At 57.0% G+C, this 18,990-nt stretch carries 21 protein-coding genes; 7 read left to right on the top strand and 14 right to left on the bottom strand.

The annotated features are described in order from the left end of the window. The first annotated feature begins 27 nt into the window (after positions 1-27). The 3 genes from ABJD00_RS10770 to ABJD00_RS10760 all read left to right on the top strand — a co-directional run bounded on the left by ABJD00_RS10770 (position 28) and on the right by ABJD00_RS10760 (position 3,847). Positions 28-513 (top strand): (2Fe-2S)-binding protein, encoded by a 486-nt coding sequence (locus tag ABJD00_RS10770; RefSeq protein ID WP_413834744.1) that lies wholly within the window; start codon positions 28-30, stop codon positions 511-513. 86 nt (positions 514-599) lie between these two features. Beyond that, complete coding sequence (locus ABJD00_RS10765) at positions 600-2,960, top strand: xanthine dehydrogenase family protein molybdopterin-binding subunit (RefSeq protein WP_413834742.1); 2,361 nt, start codon at positions 600-602, stop codon at positions 2,958-2,960. Between the two features lie 98 nt (positions 2,961-3,058). Next, positions 3,059-3,847: an FAD binding domain-containing protein gene (locus ABJD00_RS10760; RefSeq protein ID WP_413834740.1), complete on the top strand. Its 789-nt coding sequence runs from the start codon at positions 3,059-3,061 to the stop codon at positions 3,845-3,847. A 157-nt stretch (positions 3,848-4,004) separates the two neighbouring features. Here the strand turns inward: ABJD00_RS10760 and infC are convergent, their stop codons facing one another. Continuing rightward, positions 4,005-4,556 (bottom strand): translation initiation factor IF-3, encoded by a 552-nt coding sequence (gene infC, locus ABJD00_RS10755; protein WP_413834964.1) that lies wholly within the window; start codon positions 4,554-4,556, stop codon positions 4,005-4,007. Between the two features lie 206 nt (positions 4,557-4,762). Here infC and ABJD00_RS10750 point away from each other — a divergent pair, with 206 nt between their 5' ends. Further along, complete coding sequence (locus tag ABJD00_RS10750; RefSeq protein WP_413834738.1) at positions 4,763-5,464, top strand: translation initiation factor 3; 702 nt, start codon at positions 4,763-4,765, stop codon at positions 5,462-5,464. Between the two features lie 119 nt (positions 5,465-5,583). Next, entirely contained in the window at positions 5,584-6,414 is an 831-nt protein-coding gene (locus tag ABJD00_RS10745; protein ID WP_413834736.1) for a TauD/TfdA dioxygenase family protein, read from the top strand. Between the two features lie 51 nt (positions 6,415-6,465). On the opposite strand, the gene ABJD00_RS10740 is transcribed toward ABJD00_RS10745, so the two are convergent. From ABJD00_RS10740 to cysG, 6 genes are all read right to left on the bottom strand, one after another. Beyond that, on the bottom strand, positions 6,466-7,317 hold the full coding sequence (locus ABJD00_RS10740) for a ferredoxin--NADP reductase (RefSeq protein ID WP_413834734.1): 852 nt from the start codon (positions 7,315-7,317) through the stop codon (positions 6,466-6,468). A 109-nt stretch (positions 7,318-7,426) separates the two neighbouring features. Next, complete coding sequence (locus ABJD00_RS10735; protein ID WP_413834732.1) at positions 7,427-7,837, bottom strand: DUF934 domain-containing protein; 411 nt, start codon at positions 7,835-7,837, stop codon at positions 7,427-7,429. A gap of 3 nt (positions 7,838-7,840) precedes the next feature. Continuing rightward, entirely contained in the window at positions 7,841-8,587 is a 747-nt protein-coding gene (locus tag ABJD00_RS10730; RefSeq protein WP_413834730.1) for a phosphoadenylyl-sulfate reductase, read from the bottom strand. Between the two features lie 6 nt (positions 8,588-8,593). Then, on the bottom strand, positions 8,594-10,258 hold the full coding sequence (locus tag ABJD00_RS10725) for a nitrite/sulfite reductase (RefSeq protein ID WP_413834728.1): 1,665 nt from the start codon (positions 10,256-10,258) through the stop codon (positions 8,594-8,596). Then, a complete protein-coding gene (locus ABJD00_RS10720; protein WP_108835775.1) occupies positions 10,258-10,557 on the bottom strand; it encodes a DUF2849 domain-containing protein in 300 nt (99 codons plus the stop codon). The genes ABJD00_RS10725 and ABJD00_RS10720 overlap by 1 nt, the downstream gene beginning before the upstream one ends. Next, a complete protein-coding gene (gene cysG, locus ABJD00_RS10715) occupies positions 10,558-11,964 on the bottom strand; it encodes a siroheme synthase CysG (RefSeq protein WP_413834961.1) in 1,407 nt (468 codons plus the stop codon). It abuts the gene before it with no gap. A gap of 143 nt (positions 11,965-12,107) precedes the next feature. Between cysG and ABJD00_RS10710 the strand changes: the two genes are divergently transcribed. Then, positions 12,108-12,578, top strand: a complete 471-nt coding sequence (locus ABJD00_RS10710; RefSeq protein ID WP_413834725.1) for an Lrp/AsnC family transcriptional regulator — start codon at positions 12,108-12,110, stop codon at positions 12,576-12,578. Between the two features lie 719 nt (positions 12,579-13,297). Here ABJD00_RS10710 and ABJD00_RS10705 read toward each other — a convergent pair. The 3 genes from ABJD00_RS10705 to ABJD00_RS10695 form a co-directional block, all read right to left on the bottom strand. Further along, positions 13,298-13,909, bottom strand: coding sequence for an NnrU family protein (locus ABJD00_RS10705; RefSeq protein WP_413834722.1), 612 nt, complete (start codon positions 13,907-13,909; stop codon positions 13,298-13,300). 68 nt (positions 13,910-13,977) lie between these two features. After that, positions 13,978-15,174 carry an NnrS family protein gene (locus ABJD00_RS10700; RefSeq protein ID WP_413834719.1) on the bottom strand — a complete coding sequence of 399 codons (1,197 nt, stop codon included), beginning with the start codon at positions 15,172-15,174 and terminating at the stop codon, positions 13,978-13,980. Further along, positions 15,171-15,605, bottom strand: coding sequence for an Rrf2 family transcriptional regulator (locus tag ABJD00_RS10695; protein ID WP_413834716.1), 435 nt, complete (start codon positions 15,603-15,605; stop codon positions 15,171-15,173). Before ABJD00_RS10695 ends, ABJD00_RS10700 begins: the two co-directional genes overlap by 4 nt. Here ABJD00_RS10695 and ABJD00_RS10690 point away from each other — a divergent pair. Beyond that, a complete protein-coding gene (locus ABJD00_RS10690) occupies positions 15,590-16,123 on the top strand; it encodes a YbaN family protein (protein WP_413834714.1) in 534 nt (177 codons plus the stop codon). The genes ABJD00_RS10695 and ABJD00_RS10690 overlap by 16 nt on opposite strands. Positions 16,124-16,337: 214 nt before the next feature. On the opposite strand, the gene ABJD00_RS10685 is transcribed toward ABJD00_RS10690, so the two are convergent. The 4 genes from ABJD00_RS10685 to ABJD00_RS10670 all read right to left on the bottom strand — a co-directional run bounded on the left by ABJD00_RS10685 (position 16,338) and on the right by ABJD00_RS10670 (position 18,989). Beyond that, positions 16,338-16,925, bottom strand: a complete 588-nt coding sequence (locus ABJD00_RS10685; RefSeq protein ID WP_413834712.1) for a DUF2478 domain-containing protein — start codon at positions 16,923-16,925, stop codon at positions 16,338-16,340. Further along, on the bottom strand, positions 16,870-18,147 hold the full coding sequence (glp, locus tag ABJD00_RS10680) for a gephyrin-like molybdotransferase Glp (RefSeq protein WP_413834709.1): 1,278 nt from the start codon (positions 18,145-18,147) through the stop codon (positions 16,870-16,872). Before glp ends, ABJD00_RS10685 begins: the two co-directional genes overlap by 56 nt. An 82-nt stretch (positions 18,148-18,229) precedes the next feature. Further along, positions 18,230-18,853 (bottom strand): carbonic anhydrase, encoded by a 624-nt coding sequence (locus ABJD00_RS10675; protein ID WP_413834706.1) that lies wholly within the window; start codon positions 18,851-18,853, stop codon positions 18,230-18,232. Beyond that, the gene (locus ABJD00_RS10670) at positions 18,843-18,989 is read right to left on the bottom strand and encodes a hypothetical protein (RefSeq protein WP_413834704.1); all 147 of its coding nucleotides are present in this window, start codon (positions 18,987-18,989) and stop codon (positions 18,843-18,845) included. The genes ABJD00_RS10675 and ABJD00_RS10670 overlap by 11 nt, the downstream gene beginning before the upstream one ends. Position 18,990: the final 1 nt, after the last annotated feature.

Here is an 18,990-nt window from a genome sequence, read left to right as displayed (position 1 = left end):
ACAAAACGGCAAATAAGGGAGGATGCCATGACACAGGTCACCATGACCGTGAACGGAAAAGCTGCGTCTGGCGAAGTTGAGGGACGCACGCTGTTGTCGTCTTTCTTGCGGGATGAGCTGAAACTGACGGGCACTCACGTAGGGTGTGACACGTCTCAATGTGGGGCCTGCGTGGTCCATGTGGACGGAGTCGCAGTCAAATCGTGCACCATGCTGGCGGCGGAAGCTGATGGCGCGGATGTGTCCACCATTGAAGGTCAGGCCAATGCAGACGGATCGCTGAACGTGATCCAGCAGGCGTTTCAAGACCATCACGGGCTGCAATGTGGATTTTGCACCCCGGGCATGGTGATGTCTGCAGCAGCACTGCTCAAGGACAATCCAAAACCGTCCGAGCAAGAGGTGCGCGACTACCTTGAAGGCAATATCTGCCGCTGCACAGGGTATCACAACATCATCAAGGCGATCATGGCGGCATCCGGTCAGGATGTCGGAGCCATCGCTGCAGAATAAAGGGCCGGGTTGGGCGGATTGAAATCCGCCCTGCAAACAGGCCGTAAGGTGGATTCCAATCCGCCATCACATCAGGGAGGAATAACATGCCAAAAGACGGAGGCATCGGCGCCAGTAGCAAACGGCGCGAGGACGTACGGTTTCTGACAGGGGTCGGGAACTACACGGATGACATCAATATTCACGGACAAGCGCATGTGTTTTTCCTGCGCTCGGACATCGCACACGGAACGCTGAATGCGGTGGATACGACCGCTGCATCTGGCATGCCCGGTGTGGTCAGGGTTTTCACCGGTGACGACTTTGCCGGTGTCGGATCAATCCCCTGTGGCTGGCAGGTGACTGACAAACACGGCGAGCCGATGCAGGAACCGGCGCACCCGGTTCTCGCCACTGGCAAAGTGCGCCATGTGGGTGAGCCTATCGCGGCCGTTGTCGCCGAAACGCTGGAACAGGCCCGCGACGCAGCCGAGGCCATCAACGTCGATATCACAGAATTGCCAGCTGTTGTGGATATGAAGGCGGCACTGGCAGATGGGTCTGCCAAAGTGCATGACGATCTGGCAAACAACCTTTGCTATGACTGGGGCTTTGTTGAAGAAAACAAGGCGGCGACGGACGCGGCCTTCGAGGCGGCGGCCCATGTGACATCGCTGGAACTGGTCAACAACCGTCTGGTTGCCAACCCGATGGAGCCCCGCGTCGCAGTGGGCGACTATGCCCGCGGCACGGATGAGCACACGCTTTATACCACGTCCCAGAACCCGCACGTGATCCGCCTGCTTATGGGCGCGTTCGTGCTCGGTATCCCGGAACACAAACTGCGTGTGGTCGCTCCGGATGTGGGCGGTGGTTTTGGCACCAAGATTTTCCACTATCAGGAAGAGGCGTTTTGCACATTCGCGGCCAAAGCCTGTAACCGCGCGGTCAAATGGACATCAAGCCGGACAGAGGCGTTCATGTCGGACGCCCATGGCCGCGATCACGTCACAAAGATCGAACTGGCGCTGGACGCAGACAACAACTTTACCGCACTGCGGACCGAAACCCACGCCAATATGGGCGCGTATCTCAGCACGTTTGCACCGTCTGTGCCAACGTGGCTGCATGGCACGCTGATGGCCGGTAACTACAAAACTCCGCTCATCTATGTGAACGTAAAGGCTGTGTTCACCAACACGGTGCCTGTCGATGCCTATCGCGGGGCAGGCCGCCCCGAGGCGACGTTCCAGTTGGAGCGTGTGGTGGACAAGGCCGCACGTGAGTTGGGCGTCGATCCCATCGCACTGCGTCGCCAGAACTTCATCACTGAATTCCCGTATGCCACGCCTGTGGCGGTCGAGTACGACACAGGGGATTACAACGCCACGATGGACAAGCTGGAAGAGATGGGCGACTTCGCCGGTTTCGCAGCCCGTCGGGCCGCCAGCGAAGCCAAGGGCAAACTGCGCGGGCTTGGCGTGAACTGCTATATCGAGGCCTGCGGCATTGCGCCGTCAAACCTTGTCGGCCAGTTGGGTGCGCGAGCGGGTCTGTATGAATCCGCCACTGTGCGGGTGAATGCTACCGGCGGTCTGGTTGTGATGACCGGCAGCCACAGTCACGGGCAGGGGCACGAGACGTCCTTTGCCCAAGTCGTGGCTGACATGATTGGCATTGATGAATCGATGATCGAGATTGTCCACGGCGACACCTCCAAAGTGCCGATGGGCATGGGCACCTATGGCTCGCGCTCCATCGCGGTGGGTGGATCGGCCATGGTCCGCGCCACAGAAAAGATCATCAACAAGGCCAAAAAGATCGCCTCACACCTGCTCGAAGCCTCGGAAACCGACATCGAATTGAAGGACGGCGCGTTCAGTGTGGCCGGCACTGACAAATCGGTGGCGTGGGGTGATGTGACTCTGGCAGCCTACGTGCCACACAACTACCCGCTTGAGGATATCGAGCCCGGGTTGGAAGAAACGGCGTTCTATGATCCGTCAAACTTCACATATCCTTCAGGGGCTTATGCCTGCGAAGTTGAAGTGGATCCAGACACCGGCAAAGTCAGCATTGAACGTTTTGCTGCGGCAGATGACTTTGGCAATATCATCAACCCGATGATTGTTACCGGTCAGGTCCATGGGGGGCTGGCGCAAGGGATCGGGCAGGCGCTGCTTGAAAACTGTGCCTATGACGACAACGGGCAGCTGTTGAGCGCGTCCTATATGGACTATGCGATGCCGCGCGCCGATGATTTGCCGATGTTCTCGGTCGATCATTCCTGCCAGACGCCGTGCACCCACAACCCACTTGGGGTGAAAGGCTGCGGTGAGGCGGGGGCGATCGGCTCGCCGCCAGCGGTGGTGAATGCGGTTGTCGATGCGCTGCAATCTGCGGGCAAGGACGTGACCCATGTGGACATGCCGCTAAGCCCTGATCGTGTCTGGGCAGCAATGCAATAGGATGAAATTGCGGGAGCGGGGGGCCAGGTCCTCGCGCTCCCCGAAGTTAATTTGGCAAGATGAAGATGGATCAGATTGCCGAGCGAAAGGTCTGAAAGATGTATAACTTCGATTTTGAAAAACCGGAAAGCGTTGCAGATGCCATTGCTGCGCTTCAAGGTGAAGAAGCCCAAGCCCTCGGCGGTGGGCAGACGTTGATCCCGACACTGAAACAGCGACTGGCGAGCCCGTCGACTTTGGTGAGCCTGAAGGGCATTGCCGAAATGCAGGGCGTTTGTATGGGCGATGATGGATCGGTCTGCATTGGCGGTGCGACGAACCATGCAACCGTCGCGGCAGAGGCCGGCGCTTACCCGGCATTGGCGGACACGGCGGCCCATATTGGTGACCCTGCAGTGCGCAATCGCGGCACGGTTGGTGGCTCACTTGCCAACAATGACCCCTCGGCCTGCTATCCTGCTGCGGCTTTGGGCTCGGGGGCTACTATCGTCACCAACGCACGCCAGATCGCGGCGGATGATTTCTTTCAGGGCATGTTCACCACTGCACTGGACGAAGGCGAGATTATCACCGAGGTGCGCTTTCCTGTGCCGGAAAAAGCCAACTATCAGAAGTTCGTCCAACCGGCGTCCCGCTTTGCGCTGGTAGGGGTCTATGTCGCAAAATACGCCGATGGTGTACGTGTCGCGATAACAGGTGCCTCCAATGACGGTGTATTCCGTTGGGCAGAAGCCGAAGCAGCGCTCTCGGCGAACTTCTCGGCCAGTGCGCTTGATGGGCTCTCCTTGAGCGGAGACGACATGATTTCGGATCTGCACGGCACGGGCGAGTATCGCGCGCATCTGTGTGCTGTTATGACCAAACGAGCGGTTTCTGCCGCTGCTTAGTAGGTCTGGAAAGACTTGAAAATAAGCCCCGCACTGGGACCGGTGCGGGGCATTTTCTGTGCGATGCAGCTGATGGATCGATAGCAGAGCATCGAGCTCACCAATTAACGAAAAAGAGCGCCATAAAAGGCGCTCTCGAAATGCAGTGTGATGGCACTTAACCTTTTTGAGGCAGCGGCCCGATCAGCATGACCATCTGGCGGCCTTCCATCTTGGGGAAGTTCTCGACCTTGCCATGCTCTTTGGTATCTTCGGCGACCCGTTCCAGCAATTCGCGGCCCAGATTCTGGTGCGCCATCTCGCGGCCCCGGAAGCGCAGCGTGATCTTCACCTTGTCACCGTTTTCCAGAAACTTGAACACGTTGCGCATCTTGACGTCATAGTCATTGGTGTCCGTGTTCGGGCGGAATTTGACCTCTTTGATCTCAATGATCTTTTGCTTTTTGCGGGCCTCGGCCTCGCGCTTTTGCGTCTCGTATTTGAACTTGCCGAAATCCATGATCTTGCACACGGGCGGCGAGGCATTTGGAGAGATTTCGACCAGATCCAGCCCGGCGTCGTCGGCCATTTCCATGGCTCTTTCCGGGGAAACAACGCCGACGTTTTCGCCGTCGGCGCCGATCAGGCGTATTTCTGTGCTACGGATCTTGTCGTTGACGCGCGGGCCGGTGTCGCGTTGCGGCGGCGCATTGTGTGGTCTGCGAGCGATGATGGTTGTCCTTGGATTATTGCAGAATTTCGAGGCCAGAACGTAGCCGTCTGCACCCGCTTCTTCAACCCACGAAATAAGCTATCCTGCGCCGAAATCCGACATTTTCCCCCTTGAACCTTTCCTTTTCGGCGCGCATCTGAAATCCGGGAACCAATGGCAGAGCTCGCGTGTTTTGCGCAAAGCCATCGAAAAAGGGAAAAGACATGAAAAATCTGATTTGGATCGTTGTGGCAGTTGTCGTGGCGGGCGGGGCTTACCTGCTTTACTCCGGGCAGACCCCAAAAGAGGCAATCGATCAGGCTTCAGACGCCGTAAGCGGCACTGAAAGCGCAAGCGATAGTGTCGCCGAAGCCGTTGAGGCGGCTGAAGAGGCGGTGACCGACGCTGTTGAAGCTGCAAAAGAAGTGGCAGAAGAAACGGCTCAGGCCGCGAGTGAAGCTGCGGAAGAAGTGATGGATTCTGTTGCGGATGCCGCTGAAACAGCCACAGAGGCGGCAACGGCAGCCGTTGATGATGCGACAGAGGCAGCCAGTGATGCCGTGGACGCAGCAACCGAGACTGCGACCGAAGCAGCCGAAGCCACAAAAGCGGCTGCCGCTGCTGCCGCCGTGGCCGCAGCAGATGCCGTCACAGACGCCGCAGAGAGCGCGACAGAAGCCTTGGAAGGCGCGACAGATACCGCGTCTGACGCCACGGACGTGGCCGCCGCAGCAACTGATGCCGATGTACTTGAGTTGCTGAGCGTGGACGGGTTTGACCTGGACAAAGTGACAGAGATGATCGACGGCTCAGACCTCGATATTGCGACCAAAGCGACACTGAAAACAGGCTTGGAGACAGTGCAGGACAACCCCGAAGCGCTTTCGAGTGCGTTGGACGCGGTGAAAGAGGCATTGGGCCTCTAACCCAGTCAGTCCAGTTTGCGAAGACCAAACCGCGCCCCAACTTTGGGCGCGGTTTTTTATTGCGGGATCGAGTGTTAGCGTGTCACCGTTTCTTTGTTCGGTAAGCAGGAGAGATCTCGGTGCAGAAATGGAATGTCACGAAACTCGCTGGTCATTGTGGCGCGCGCCTGACAGGTGGATCGCTCGCTGACGTCGATGCGCAAACTATAGATGCGGTGAAGGATGCACTGTTTGCTCATGGCGTGCTTTGCATTCCAGATCAGCACCTGACGCCCGAAGCCCATACGGCTCTGGCTCAAGCCCTGGGTGAGATCAATATCAACCGTTTTTTCACACCCGTACCGGAACACCCCCACATTGCCGAAGTGCGCACAAACCCGGATCAATCAGCGGTCATTGGAGGGACGTGGCACACCGATCATTCCTATGACCCGGCCCCGGCTGCAATTTCGATCTTGTCAGCCCGCACCTTGCCGCCCTTTGGCGGAGACACGCATTTCGCATCTCAAACGGCTGCGTTTGACGCCCTGTCGCCGGGATTGCGCGCGACGTTGAGCGGGATGTGGGCATGGCATTCTGATGCCAGTTTTGCAGGCAGTGCACTGGAAATGAATCAGGATCCAGAGGCCTACAAGGGTGGGGTACGCCACCCTGTAATCATCAAACACCCGGCCACCGGTGCGGCGGCGCTCTATGTGAATGGGGACTTTACCACCCATTTCGACGGTTGGACCGTCGAGGAAAGCGCGCCGTTGCTTGCCTATCTCTACCGGTTTTGCACGCAGCCCATTTTGACCTGCAGGATTGTGTGGGAACCGGGAATGGTCGTGCTTTGGGACAACCGGTTGGTGCAACATTACGCAACTGCGGACTATGCTGGCCATGCCCGCCTCATGCATCGCATCACTGTCGAAGGCTCTGCTTTGGGACCCTGGGTGCCGGACACCTAACGCCTTGGGTGAGGATGAGTAGGGCGCAGGTATCCTGCGCCCGCATCGGCATTAGTCCAAGAATGCTTTTTCCACGACGTAGTGGGCTGGCTTGGAATTGGCACCTTCCTCTAAACCATAGTCTTCGAACATCGCCTTGAGTTCGAGGTTAAAGGCCAGATTGCCGCAAATCATCGCGCGATCGGTGTCAGGGTTCAGCACCGGCACACCAAGATCACTAAACGCTTCGCCGGACTTCATCAGGTCCGTGATGCGGCCCATTTTGGGGCTCTCTTCGCGGGTGGTGGTGGGGTAGTATTTGATCTTTTTCCAAAACCCGTCGCCGATAACTTCGTTCAGCAACTCGTCTTCTTTGAGCGCCTCAATCAAATTCCGACCATAGGTCAATTCACCCACTTCACGGCATGTATGGGTGATGATGACTTCGTCATAATCCTCATAAGTCTGCGGCTCTCGCAGTAGCGAAGCAAAGGGCGCAAATCCTGTGCCTGTGGCAAAGAACCAGATGCGCTTGCCCGGCAAAAGCGCGTCGTGGACCAGTGTTCCCACAGGTTTGGGGCGCAGGATAATCTCGTCGCCCGGCTGGATATGCTGAAGCTTTGAGGTCAGCGGACCGTCCTGCACTTTGATCGAGTAGAATTCCAGTTCTTCATCCCAGGACGGCGACGCAATGGAATACGCGCGCAAAAGAGGCTTTTGCTTGCCCGTCTCGGGGTGGGGATCGCCCATCAGGCCGATCATGACGAATTCGCCCGAGCGAAAGCGCAAAGAGGCAGGTCGCGTGCAGCGAAAGCGGAACAGACGATCAGTGTAATGCTCGATCTCGGTCACGGTTTGAGAGTCGGGCAGGGTCGGTGTGACCTTTTGGGCGGTTGCTTGGTTCACGGGGCTTTGCTCGGTCATGTCAGTGTCAGCGCGGGTTTACACCTGCACTGCTCCAATAAGAAAGGGAATTCTGGGGGTGGTGTAGGGCGGCGCGGTCCGCGCCGCTTTGATCTGGGTCAGGTTCGTTTCAGTGATTTGAGACGCCGCGCACGCGGGCGTGGTAATCGTGCTCTTGCCAGTCGGCACGAAACAACCACTGATCTTCGGGCTGCCGGGCGGCCAGCGACTGACTGATTTCAACTTCGTCAAAGCCTGAGCGGCGCGCCATTGCGTATTGATCCGAGATCACGTGCCCATGGGCGCGCAGGCGCCCCTGATAGCCGCGCAGGCGCAACATGCGCGCAATGGTGAACCCGCGGCCATCAGCGAAGCTGGGGAAATCCACACGGATGATATCAGCGCTCAGCGGTACGTCTGCGGGGTCCGCATCCGCAGGCACATCCAGCGCTACCGCGTCATTTGCCGCTTCGCCAAGCGGCGTGTAGCCGCGATCCCATGTGTCCGGGCCAAAGCCCTGATCTGTCACAAGAATTGTCATGTCTTAGGTTCCTGCTTTTACGAGTTTTCCGTTCACGAAGTGGATGCCACATTCGTCTTTGTCCTGATCCCGCCAGCGCCCCGAACGGGGGTCTTGGCCAGCCTCGACCTTCGACGTGCAGGGTGCACAGCCGATCGAGGGATACCCTTGCGCCACCAGCGGATGCCGGGGCAGGCGGTTTTCGTCCATGTAGTCGCGGATGTCTTGCTGCGCCCAGCGGGCCAGCGGGTTGACCTTGATCTTGCCCGTTTCGACCTCGAAGAACTCAAGGTTTGCACGGGTGCCAGACTGGTACCGCTTGCGCCCGGTGATCCAACCGCTGTGATCAGCCAATGCGCGGCGCAGCGGTGCGACTTTGCGCATTGCGCAACATGCATCTACGTTGCGCTTGTGCATGCTGCGACTGGGGTCACGGGCCTCGGAATCATCTGCACGGATGATGCGCACATTGCGCAGGCGCAGTCGTTCAGCGACCTCCTGCTGATAGACCAGTGTTTCGGCAAACAGCATTTCGGTGTCGATAAAGATCACTGGCACGTCCCGGTTTACCATGGCCGCGAGGTGCAACAGGACCACTGACTCCGCCCCGAAACTGGACACCAAGGCAAGGTCCGGGACTGCATCGAACGCCGTGCGCAACACATCCGTCGCGCCGTGATGGGTCAGGCGCGCGTTAAGTGCGCTGACCATCACGTTGGCATCGGGAAATATTGGCCCTCCGGGGGGCGTTTTTTGAGCGAGGTGAAGCATGGGAGTTTACTCCGCTGCGACTTTGGCTTCGGGATAGAGTGCGGCCTTGAACGGGGCGAGACCTGTGCGATTGTAGGTGTCGATGAATGCCTCATCACCACTTGTGCGCAGATCAAGGTAGGTGTCCACGATCCGTTCAACCGCCGGAACGATATCATCGGCGGAAAAACCGGGGCCAACGCGGTCGCCCACTTTAGCCGTTTCCCTATGATCGCCGCCCAGCGTGATCTGGTAGTTTTCGACCCCGGCGCGGTCCAACCCAAGGATGCCGATGTGGCCGACATGGTGGTGTCCGCAGGCGTTGATGCAGCCCGAAATTTTGATCTTCAGTTCGCCAATGTCATGCTCGCGTTTGAGGTCATCAAAGGCGGTCGCGATCTCTTGGGCGATGGGGATCGAGCGGGCGGTCGCCAGCGCACAATAGTCCATGCCGGGGCAGGCGATGATATCGCTGATCAGGCCAATGTTGGCCGTCGCCAGACCCGCTTCTTTCAAGCGCGCATGGATCGCTGGCAAGTCGGACACATGCACATGGGGCAGGATCACGTTTTGCTCGTGGCTGATGCGCAGTTCGTCATGGCCGTAGGCCTCAGCAAGGTCCGCCATGAGACGCATTTGGTCTGCGCTTGCGTCACCGGGCGTATCTCCGTGCTTTTTCAGAGAGATGGAGACGATTTTGTAGCCGGGTGCGCGGTGCGCCGTCAGGTTCGTATCAGCCCAGGAACGGAAAACGGGATCATTGTGGTAAGCGTCCTTGAACGACGCCTCAGAGGCCGATTTAAACGCGGGGGCTGCAAGATGCGCCTCGATCTCGCGCAACATTTGCTGATCCACGCCCGAGAAGGTTTTGCGGGTTTCCACAAACCGTTCTTCGACCAAACGACGGATTTCGTCGATGCCGTGTTCGTGCACCGTGATCTTGATGCGGGCCTTGTATTTGTTGTCGCGTCGCCCGATCTGGTTCCAGACGGACACCACCGCCTCGAGGTAAGGCAATAGGTCAGCTTCGGGCAGGAAGGCATTGATAACTTTGCCGATTATCGGGGTTCGGCCAAGCCCACCACCAACGATGACTTCAAAACCACGCGCTCCGTCGCTCTCCAGCATCCGCAGGCCAATATCATGGGCGTTTGTCACCGCGCGATCATTCGGAGATCCTGTGACAGCGATCTTGAACTTACGCGGCATGAACTGGAATTCTGGGTGGTCGGTGGACCATTGACGCAGCAATTCGGCGACAGGGCGCGGGTCGGCAATCTCGTCTGCGGCAGCACCTGCAAAGTGGTCGGCTGTCACGTTGCGGATCGTATTACCGCTGGTCTGGATGGCGTGCATCCCAACCTCGGCCAGCGCGTCCAGCATGTCTGGCACGTCTTTCAACTCAGGCCAGTTGTACTGAATGTTCTGGCGCGTGGTGAAGTGGCCATAGCCTTTGTCCCATCGCTCGGCCAATTCCGCCAGTTTGCGCATTTTGGCGCTGTCCAGCGTGCCATAGGGGATGGCCACCCGCAGCATATAGGCGTGCAGCTGCAAATAAAGGCCGTTCATCAGGCGCAGGGGCTTGAATTCATCCTCGGTCAGGTTGCCCGCGATGCGGCGTTCCACCTGCGCGCGGAACTGGGCGTTGCGCTGCGCGAGAAATGCGGTGTCAAATTCGGAATAGCTGTACATCAGGAGAGCTCCACTTGCTTGCCATGGGCGTAGTTGCTGGGCCCTGTGGCGCGGAATGTTTCGCGAAAATGGGTGGGGACCGGGGTGCCTTCGTCCAAGGCGACATCGGCAAGGTACGCGCCAACGACGACGTCAACTTGCTGGCTTGCTTCGATCAGACGCAGGTCGGCGTCGGCCTCGTCAGTCAGCACTTCGGCTTGAGCAAGGTCGCGTGTCCAACCGGAAGCGGTCTGGTAGATCACATCGCCAGCCAGCAGGTGATTGGCGGTGACAACTTTGGGGGTGAATGGCTTAGACATTTATCGGGCCTCCTGCGCAGGCTGCGGGATGGTAAGGTCGGGAAGGGCGGCGACGGCATTGCGGGGCGCAAGACCGATGAAGGTGAGGGCAGGGCCCGAAAGGCCAGCTTGCGAAATCGCCGGCTCCATCTGGGCGACGGTTGTGGACAGAACGCGTTGATCAGCACGGCTTGCGTTTTCAATGACGCTTACGGGTGTGGCCAGATCAATACCGTGCATCAGCAGTCGGCCCTGAATGAAGCGGGCAGATTTCTTGCCCATGTAGATGGCCGCGACCTCGCCCGGGTTGGCCAAGGCGCGCCAGTCATGATCGGCAAAGCCCTTCATGTCGTGACCTGTAAGGAACCGGACAGACGTATTGCGCCCGCGTTTGGTAAGCGACTGGCCAAGGCTGGCGACGGCCGCCGAAGCGGACGTGATGCCGGGAACGATATGCCAGTCGATGCCTGCATCCGTGACCGCGTCGATCTCTTCATCCAGACGCCCAAACACAGTGGCATCCCCTGATTTGAGGCGGACAACCTGAGCCCCTTTATGCCCATGTTCGACGATCAACGCGTTGATAACCTCTTGGGGTGTGGAGGGACCAAACGCTTCTTTGCCCACGTCGATCATTTGTGCCTCGCGGCGGGCAAGTTCGAGGATTTCGGGGCTGATCAGGCGGTCATAGATAACCACATCGGCCTCATTGAGCGCTTTGCGGGCCTTTAGGGTCAGCAGTTCAGGATCGCCGGGACCTGCGCCAACAAAGGCGACATGGCCCTGACGGGTCTCTTTCATCAGGTGGTCGCCCAACAAAGCATCAAGAGCAGGTTGTACCGCCTCAACGCTGCTCACAATCGCTTTGGGACCTGCGTTGAAATAATAGTCGCGCCAGAAATCGCGGCGCGCGCGGCCAAAGGGCAGGGCGTCTGCCGCCTTGCGGAACGTCTTGCCAATGGCGGCGAGGGTGCCCAGCGACGTGGGCAGTTTTTCTTCCAGATCAGCCTTGATCGCGCGGGCCAAAACGGGGGCAGCCCCTTCGGTCCCGATGGCGACGGTCACGGGATCACGATCCACGATAGCAGGCGTGATGAACTGGCTGTCGGCCAGATTGTCCACGATATTGACCAACGCACCGTCTGCATGTGCGATGGCGGCTGTACGCTTGTCCTCAACCGCATCCTCGTCGGCCGCATAGAACAAAGCAGCGCACATTGCATCACCGGGGTCCATCGCGCGGCGGATCAGGGTGAGCTTGCCAGCCGCAGCCCAGCTTTCAATCTCAGGAGCCGCGTCGGGCGCAAAGACAGTGATGTGGGCCGTCGTCTTCATCAGCAGGCGCAGTTTAGCCAGTGCCGCATCTCCACCGCCTGACAGCACAATGCGCCGCCCTGAGGTGTTCAGAAAGATCGGAAAATGGTTCATCGCGTGGCCCTCGGGTCGCTGTTTCTTGATCTCAATATAGAACATTGTTCTGGTTTGTTGCCATCGAGCGCAGTAGATAAGGATGATTGTTCTATCTTTGTGGAAAGGTGGAACGTCTGTCTGGAAAACCGAGAGGGAATGGAATGGCCGTTCGCATAGATGACGTGGATCGCAAAATTCTGGCCGAGATGCAGCGCGATGCCAGCCAGTCTTTGGACGAGATTGCCAAGGCTGTTGGCTCTTCTAAGACCCCTGTTTGGAATCGTATTCGCAAGCTGAAAGAGGCGGGTGTGATTGGTCAGCAGACCGTGTTTCTGGACGCCGAAGCGTTGGGGTTTGAGGCTTGTTTCTTTGTCCTGATCCGCACATCTGAACACGAAGCCGATTGGCAGGCCCGCTTCCTCAAGGCTCTGCGGGATCGCGCAGAAGTCCAGGAAGCCCACCGCCTGGCAGGCGATATTGATTACATCCTGAAGGTACGTGTGAAGAATGCGCGCGCTTATGATGCATTCTATCAGGCGCTGATTTCCGAAGTGCGTGTACACAATGTGACGGCGCTGTTGTCGATGGAAGAGATCAAGTCGACCACTATGCTGCCGCTTGACACCCAGTAGAATACGGGGCGCAGGACACGCAAACGATTGCTGCGTGCCTGCCTGTGTATGCTCTTGTGCAGGTAGGGTCATCCTGCACAGGCAAGACCGGCGAGGAGTTACATGCGCATGATGCGCGCACGATCGTCACGCCCTACGGGGGAAGTCGGGGTCGCGAGTGTACTAGATACCCCCTCGCAAAAATTCGTCATTTTTCACATTCGGTTTAGGGAGGGGGTGCTCAATCAAGAACACCTTTCGATACCTTCCATCCGTTGCAACAAGAAGTGTGCTCCCTAATCTAATCCTCATTCTATCACTCCATCTTCCTAGGCTATGGACCCATAAAACGGCTAGAAGCGGCCGTTCCCTGCGTGGCTCTTCAAAGACCGAGTTGCGGACGAAACGGACATTCGCTTCACAGGGCATCAACGACTGCTCTGCGGACTTTGCCGACATTCGATTTCTTGCCTTCGCTGACGCAGCATTCTCTCGCACATGCGGCAATGATCTTTTGGCAGTGCAGCGGATTTCACCAGAGCGGCCATTGAGAGGGTCAAAATCGGGTATTTCCAAACCGCTCTGTTGCTACGCGCAGGTCCAACAATCGGGTCGCAGGAGGTCGTTTGCAGCGATTGCACCAACGCCTGTTTCCCGACCCTTAATCCCGTTTTCAAATCAACACCTGTGACGTTGTTGTGCGGGTCGTGTAATTCGACCGGCGCGACAGCTGACATTGTTCAAGGCAAAGACGAAACTCCGATCAAACTGGGGTGAGCGATGACCAGTACACCCCACAATGCGCTTCCGGCAAACAATCGGATGCCAATGTTGCGTACGGCTTGCGGCGTTTGCCAAAGCGGGGCGGCCATCGTCATTTTTAGAAGTGTGTGCCAAGCTTCGTTCCCCATCTGTCGCCGCTTACGCCGGTCAATGATGCGCTGCCCCGACAGGGCAAAACAAAGGAATACGCCAAAAAGAATTACGTGGGCGAGGTTGCCATTGGGCAGAATATGCAGGCCAGCCCAAAGCGCCAAGGCGACCAGCAGCGGATGGCGCATCCAACGGATAATGCCGGGGCGCTCCGCGTCGAATAGATGGTTCTGTGCCCCACCGAAGGAGAACGGGTTTGGACGACCTATGGACAAGGCCAGCAGCAGACAAACTCCGAGCATGCCGAGAAGAACAACGTACTTGTGCCAGATCGCAAGCGGCCAGAGCAATACAAACGGCGCGCGCCCTGCCGCCCAGATAAGCGCGCCCAGCATGATCAGCGACACTGCAGAATAGCCAAAAGTAAATCCGCGTGCCCCTATCCTGCTGGCGATTTTAGCTTTGACAGCGGGCCTCACAGGGACCGCGTGACTCACAAAGAACGCAACAAACACCCCTGCATATATGACCCAATCCAACACAGGCTTTATGTCCGAGGACGGGCCAAAAGACCGCTATAGAGAAAAGCGAAGCCGCCAAACGCCACGATCCAAAGAGCGCCAGAGAGGGGGAAGAGCAAGCCTGCCTGTAGGGGCCAAATCCCAGAGCCCAACCGCGTCAAAACAGACAGAACTATTGCCGCATAAATCACCACAGTGCCACCACCCGCATGCAAGTTCTGCCCAGTATGCCCCAGCGTCGCCCGCGTCATCACGGCCAAGGTCATCACCCCAATCGCCCCGGCCATCCAGATATGTTGCGCAGCGGCCAGCCCAAGGTGATCCGGCCAAAGCAACCCAACTCGGAGTGTCAAAGCGCCCAAAGGCAGGAAGGCGTATCCTGCATGCAGCACGAAAACCAAGGGTTCGGCTGCGGTGTAATGACCTTTCCAGCGGGCCAAGCGAACCGCGTGCAAGCCAGCCAATATCAACAAGGCACCGCCCGTGAGCACCAGATCAGGCGAGACAACCCACAGGGTCAAGGTAATCACGGTGGCAACGACCACGATCTTGTCAAACCGTTGCATCGGGCTTGCCAGCGCCACGTCCTGCCTGGTTTTTTTGAACCAATTGCCCGTAAATGTTGGAATGATCCGTCCGCCCATGACTGTGATCATGAGCACCGCTGCGGCAAGTCCCAGACGCAAACCGAGCCCTTGTGCCGCATAAGCACCAGTGGCGGCCTCGATGTGAAAGATCAGATTGGCCAGAGTAAAGGCCGCGAGCATGCCCATGATGATCATGTTACGCCAATTTTGCCCCAGTATGACCTCGCGCAGGATGACTGCGCCAAGGATCACCGGAAAGCTCAGATCGATGGCAATCACGAGACCCATCGGCCAAAGCGCCGATGTCGCAACCGCCCCCCGCCCAAACGCCCAAAGCAGCACCAACCCCAAAAGAGGCCAGCCCCTGAGCGGCGGACGCCCTGTCCAATTCGGAACAGCGGTCAGCAAAAACCCGGCAATGATCGCACCAAGATAGCCGAACAGAAACGCATGGGCATGCCATGAGATCGGATCAAATCGGCTAGAAAGATCAAGCCGTCCAGTCAAGGCGAGGATCCAGACGATCATGGCAAGGGCCGCCCAGACAGCGCCCAGTAAAAAGAATGGTCGAAGCCCAATTGATAGGAAAGCGGGAACAGGCAGAGGCTTTGGGTCTATTTGCGCATTGCTGGTCATGATGCATCTGTCTCGATGAAATCCGGCACCGCTAGCAATGCGCACTCTGCTAATGTGTAGCTGTCTAGCGCGGTCAGAAATGCAGCCTCTGCTGCGCCAAGAAACCCCTTCAGCTTACAAACCGGAGTGATGTAGCAAGCGTTTCCCTCTGCTCGAAAACACTCAACAAGGCTTTGATCCTTTTCGAGTACACGCACCACGTCTCCAATGAGAATGTTGTGAGCGGGTTGCGCCAGCATGGCTCCCCCGCCGCCGCCACGTCGGGTTTTAAGAAACCCTGCACGGGCCAAAGCCGCCATCGCCTTGGTAAGGTGCTGCCGCGAAATGCCAAATTCGTCTGCGATCTCAGTCGTGCTCCAAGCGCGGTCCGGATCGCTGGCAATCTGCATCAGCGCCCGGAGCCCAAAATCCGTAAATGTTGTCAGCCGCATTTCCGAGTCTTTTTATAAGTTTAGGTTTACAGTTACTGCGATTCCCCTTAAGCGGTATTTTAAATACCAATTCAAGTGAGGACTCGGTGGCTTTCGCAAAGCCTCATATGAAAGACCCATCATGCGCGCGATCAAAGCTGGCGCTTATGCTTTGGTTGCTCATTGGGATCATCGCATTGGGATGCGGGGCAATCGGGGTCTTGCTCCCGATCTTGCCAACGACACCCTTAGTTATTCTGGCTGCTTTTGCCTTTGCAAAAGGATCGCCACAATTGCGCAGGTGGCTGGTAGAACACCGCATCTTTGGGCCGATGATCGCCGATTGGGAAGGTTATGGCGCTATCGCACGGCAGGATAAAATCTTTGCTTGCTGTATTATGGCCGCTTCACTCTTCTGCAGCTTCTTGGTGGGCGTCAGGCCAAGCGTCCTGATCGTACAGGCCTTGATTCTTTGCGCCGCCGCCACCTATGTGCTGACCCGCCCGACAGCGGATCGAACACCTCAAAAGCAAGCCTAGTGGCCAGCCAGCATGCAACGGCGGAGCATCCGCCAATTTAGAAGGAATTTCACTTTGATATGCTTTCAACGTGTCTTTCATTGCTTCTCTATCTCTTTCAGAATGTCGAAACCGTACGGCATTACGCCCCGGTCGAACTACAGTTCGGCTTTGAAGCCATATTCAGCACAGAAGCATCTGCAGGTCTTTGTTTTAGATTACAAAAGCGTCGCCGTTAGCCGACCGCTTGATACTTATCGACACAGTTGAAGTACCAATCGGTGATCGCGGCTGTGTTTGGGGCAAGCCGCATGATGTCTGACCCGGCAAATTCTTCAAAAGCACCGAGGTTGAGCGCACTGACACCGACAATTACAGGGATGTCACGCTCAAGAGCGTCAGCGATCACAGTACGAAATCCGCGGCCGCCGGCCTCGTGCTTGCCGAACTTGTTCACGATGAGCAGATCTGCGCCCTGGCCCAACGTCTTGGAAACGAGTTCAACGGCGATTTCCAAAATGGTCGGGTCAAGTCTGCAACCACGAGATCCTGCTCCTAGGTTCTGCGAAATGCGCAGAACTGGCCCATCTGGCAAAACGCGTACGTCCATATCACAAGGTCCATCGCTCTTTTCGGTGTTAATTTGTACGGTCCCACATGTCCGAAACCCCTTTGCCGCAAGCTGTGTAGCAACGCGTTCCAGGAGCAAGTCTGTATCACCCTGACCGGGTGCAATTGTATATGCTATCTTCACTTGATTATCCTTTTCATCGGCAAAACGGCAAAAACTCGACCATTGCGCCAGTTGGGAAGAAATCGACATCTTTGGGCAGGTAAATTACTCCATCAGCTGTAGGGAGGGACGCGACGCGTCCGGAATGTGTGGCGTCTTGAAAACTCACCATCTCCTGACCGTTCGCGGCAAAACCTGCGACTTGTGCCAATCGCATCTCGCATCTACCGGGCTTACGACAGATTGATTTGCTGAGCAGCACATTCCGCCTCAAGCTTTTGTGCATTTCTTGATTAGTGAGCGCGCGCAGAATGGCTTCTCCGAATATCTTCCATGTTGTGAAAGCGGCAAGGGGATTTCCAGGAAGCCCCAGCCAGAGGCTTCTACCCAAGCGACCGAATGACACGGGCTTACCCGGCTTTATTGCGACACCGCTGAAATCGATTTGCCCACCAAGTTCAGAAATGGCAGGCCTCACGTGGTCTTCCTCTCCTACAGACAGGCCACCAGACGTGATGATAAGGTCGGCTTGGTCTGAGAGATCATGTAGCAGTGTTTGAGTGCACTGATTTTGATCTTTGATTTGAACCACGTGAACGAGGTCAATAAGGGGCCGTGTAAGCAAACTGGATAGCATTGGTGTATTCACATCCCAAATGCAGCCTGGTGACAGCGTAGTGCCGGGTGTTTGCACTTCGTCACCGGTGACAACTAAGGCCACTCGGATCTTACGCACGACATCAACTTGCCCGAAACCGGCAGCCGCACAGGCGGCAATCTCTGCAGGTGAAAAAACTGTTCCACGCTGCAAAACCGTGTCCCCTCTTGCCATGTCTTCGCCAGCATATCGAATATGTGCGCCGGGTTTTACATTGCGAACAATTGTGGCAGTTGAACCCGAACGTGCCACATCCTCTTGCATAACGATCGCATTGGCGTGAGCTGGTACAGCTGCACCAGTAAAAATGCGGGTCGCAAACAGGCCGCTCACTTTTGGTTTGGCGGTCTGTCCGGCTGCGACGCGTTCGATGACGCGCAGATTCCATGGCCCGTCCCCTGGCAAGGCGTCGGTATGAAGAGCATATCCATCCACAGCCGCGTTGTTAAACGGCGGCGCGTCTGCACGAGCGGTAACATCCTGTGCAATCACACGACCTTGCGCGGCATGTAAGGCCACTGTTTCCGTGTCACGGATGGGGGAGGCCCGTTTGGAGATAATGCCGAGCGCGTTATCCATGCTTAAAAGCAGCGAATTGGGATCATCCGTGCAGCATTTGCAGTGATCCGTGTGTCGGGTTTCAACTGCGATCATTTGGCAACTCCTTTGGGTGGATTCTTGATGCAACGAGGGACTGAGCGACCCTGCTTAGCGCGGGTAGTTCCCCTGCGTTTCTTCATCTTGATTTCCGTTCTTCTTTTCGGCCAATCGGCAGGGCGATGGTGCATTCCAGATCTCTAAGGCGACCGTCCTTAAGTCCGTAGATGAGGCCATGCACCCGTAGGTCGCGGTTTTTGGACCATGCACGCTGCATGATTGGTGTTTCCGCAACCCGTCGCACCCCTTCGATGACATTGAGTTCGGACAGTCTGTCTCGTCTTGCTTCGACGGTCTCCGCCTGAGCCAAATCAACTGCATAAGCGCGCGCAAGACGGCGAATAGGCTCTAGCCAATGATCGGCCAGCCCATGGGGCAGGTCTTCGGTTGCTGCCTTGACGCCGCCACACCCGTAATGCCCACAAACAATGATCTCTTTGATGCCAAGCGCTTCAGCAGCAAACTCAAGAGCGGACAGCATGTTCATATCCGAAGAATGGATAACGTTAGCCACGTTGCGGTGGACGAAAACTTCGCCAGGGTCCAAGCCTGCGACAACATTTGCTGGCACCCGACTGTCCGAACAACCGATCCAGAAGAACTCCGGGGTCTGTTGCCCTGCGAGCTTTTCAAAGTAAAACGGGTGTGTCTCTGTCTTTCTCTCCGCCCATTCGCGGTTTCTTGCAATAAGATCAACGAGCATTGTCACGCACATTTCGCATGTCCAAGATGCGCATCTGATTTTCAGCAATGAATTCTGACGGGTTTTCGATCAGATTGAAGCCTATCGCGTTACAAAGCAGATCACTTCGCGGTGCGTTCTCAATAGTGTTCTTCATG

Origin of the sequence: Tateyamaria sp. (assembly GCF_039945315.1) — a bacterium.
Classification (GTDB): Bacteria; Pseudomonadota; Alphaproteobacteria; order Rhodobacterales; family Rhodobacteraceae; genus Tateyamaria.
This window is presented reverse-complemented; position numbering and strand designations above follow the sequence as displayed.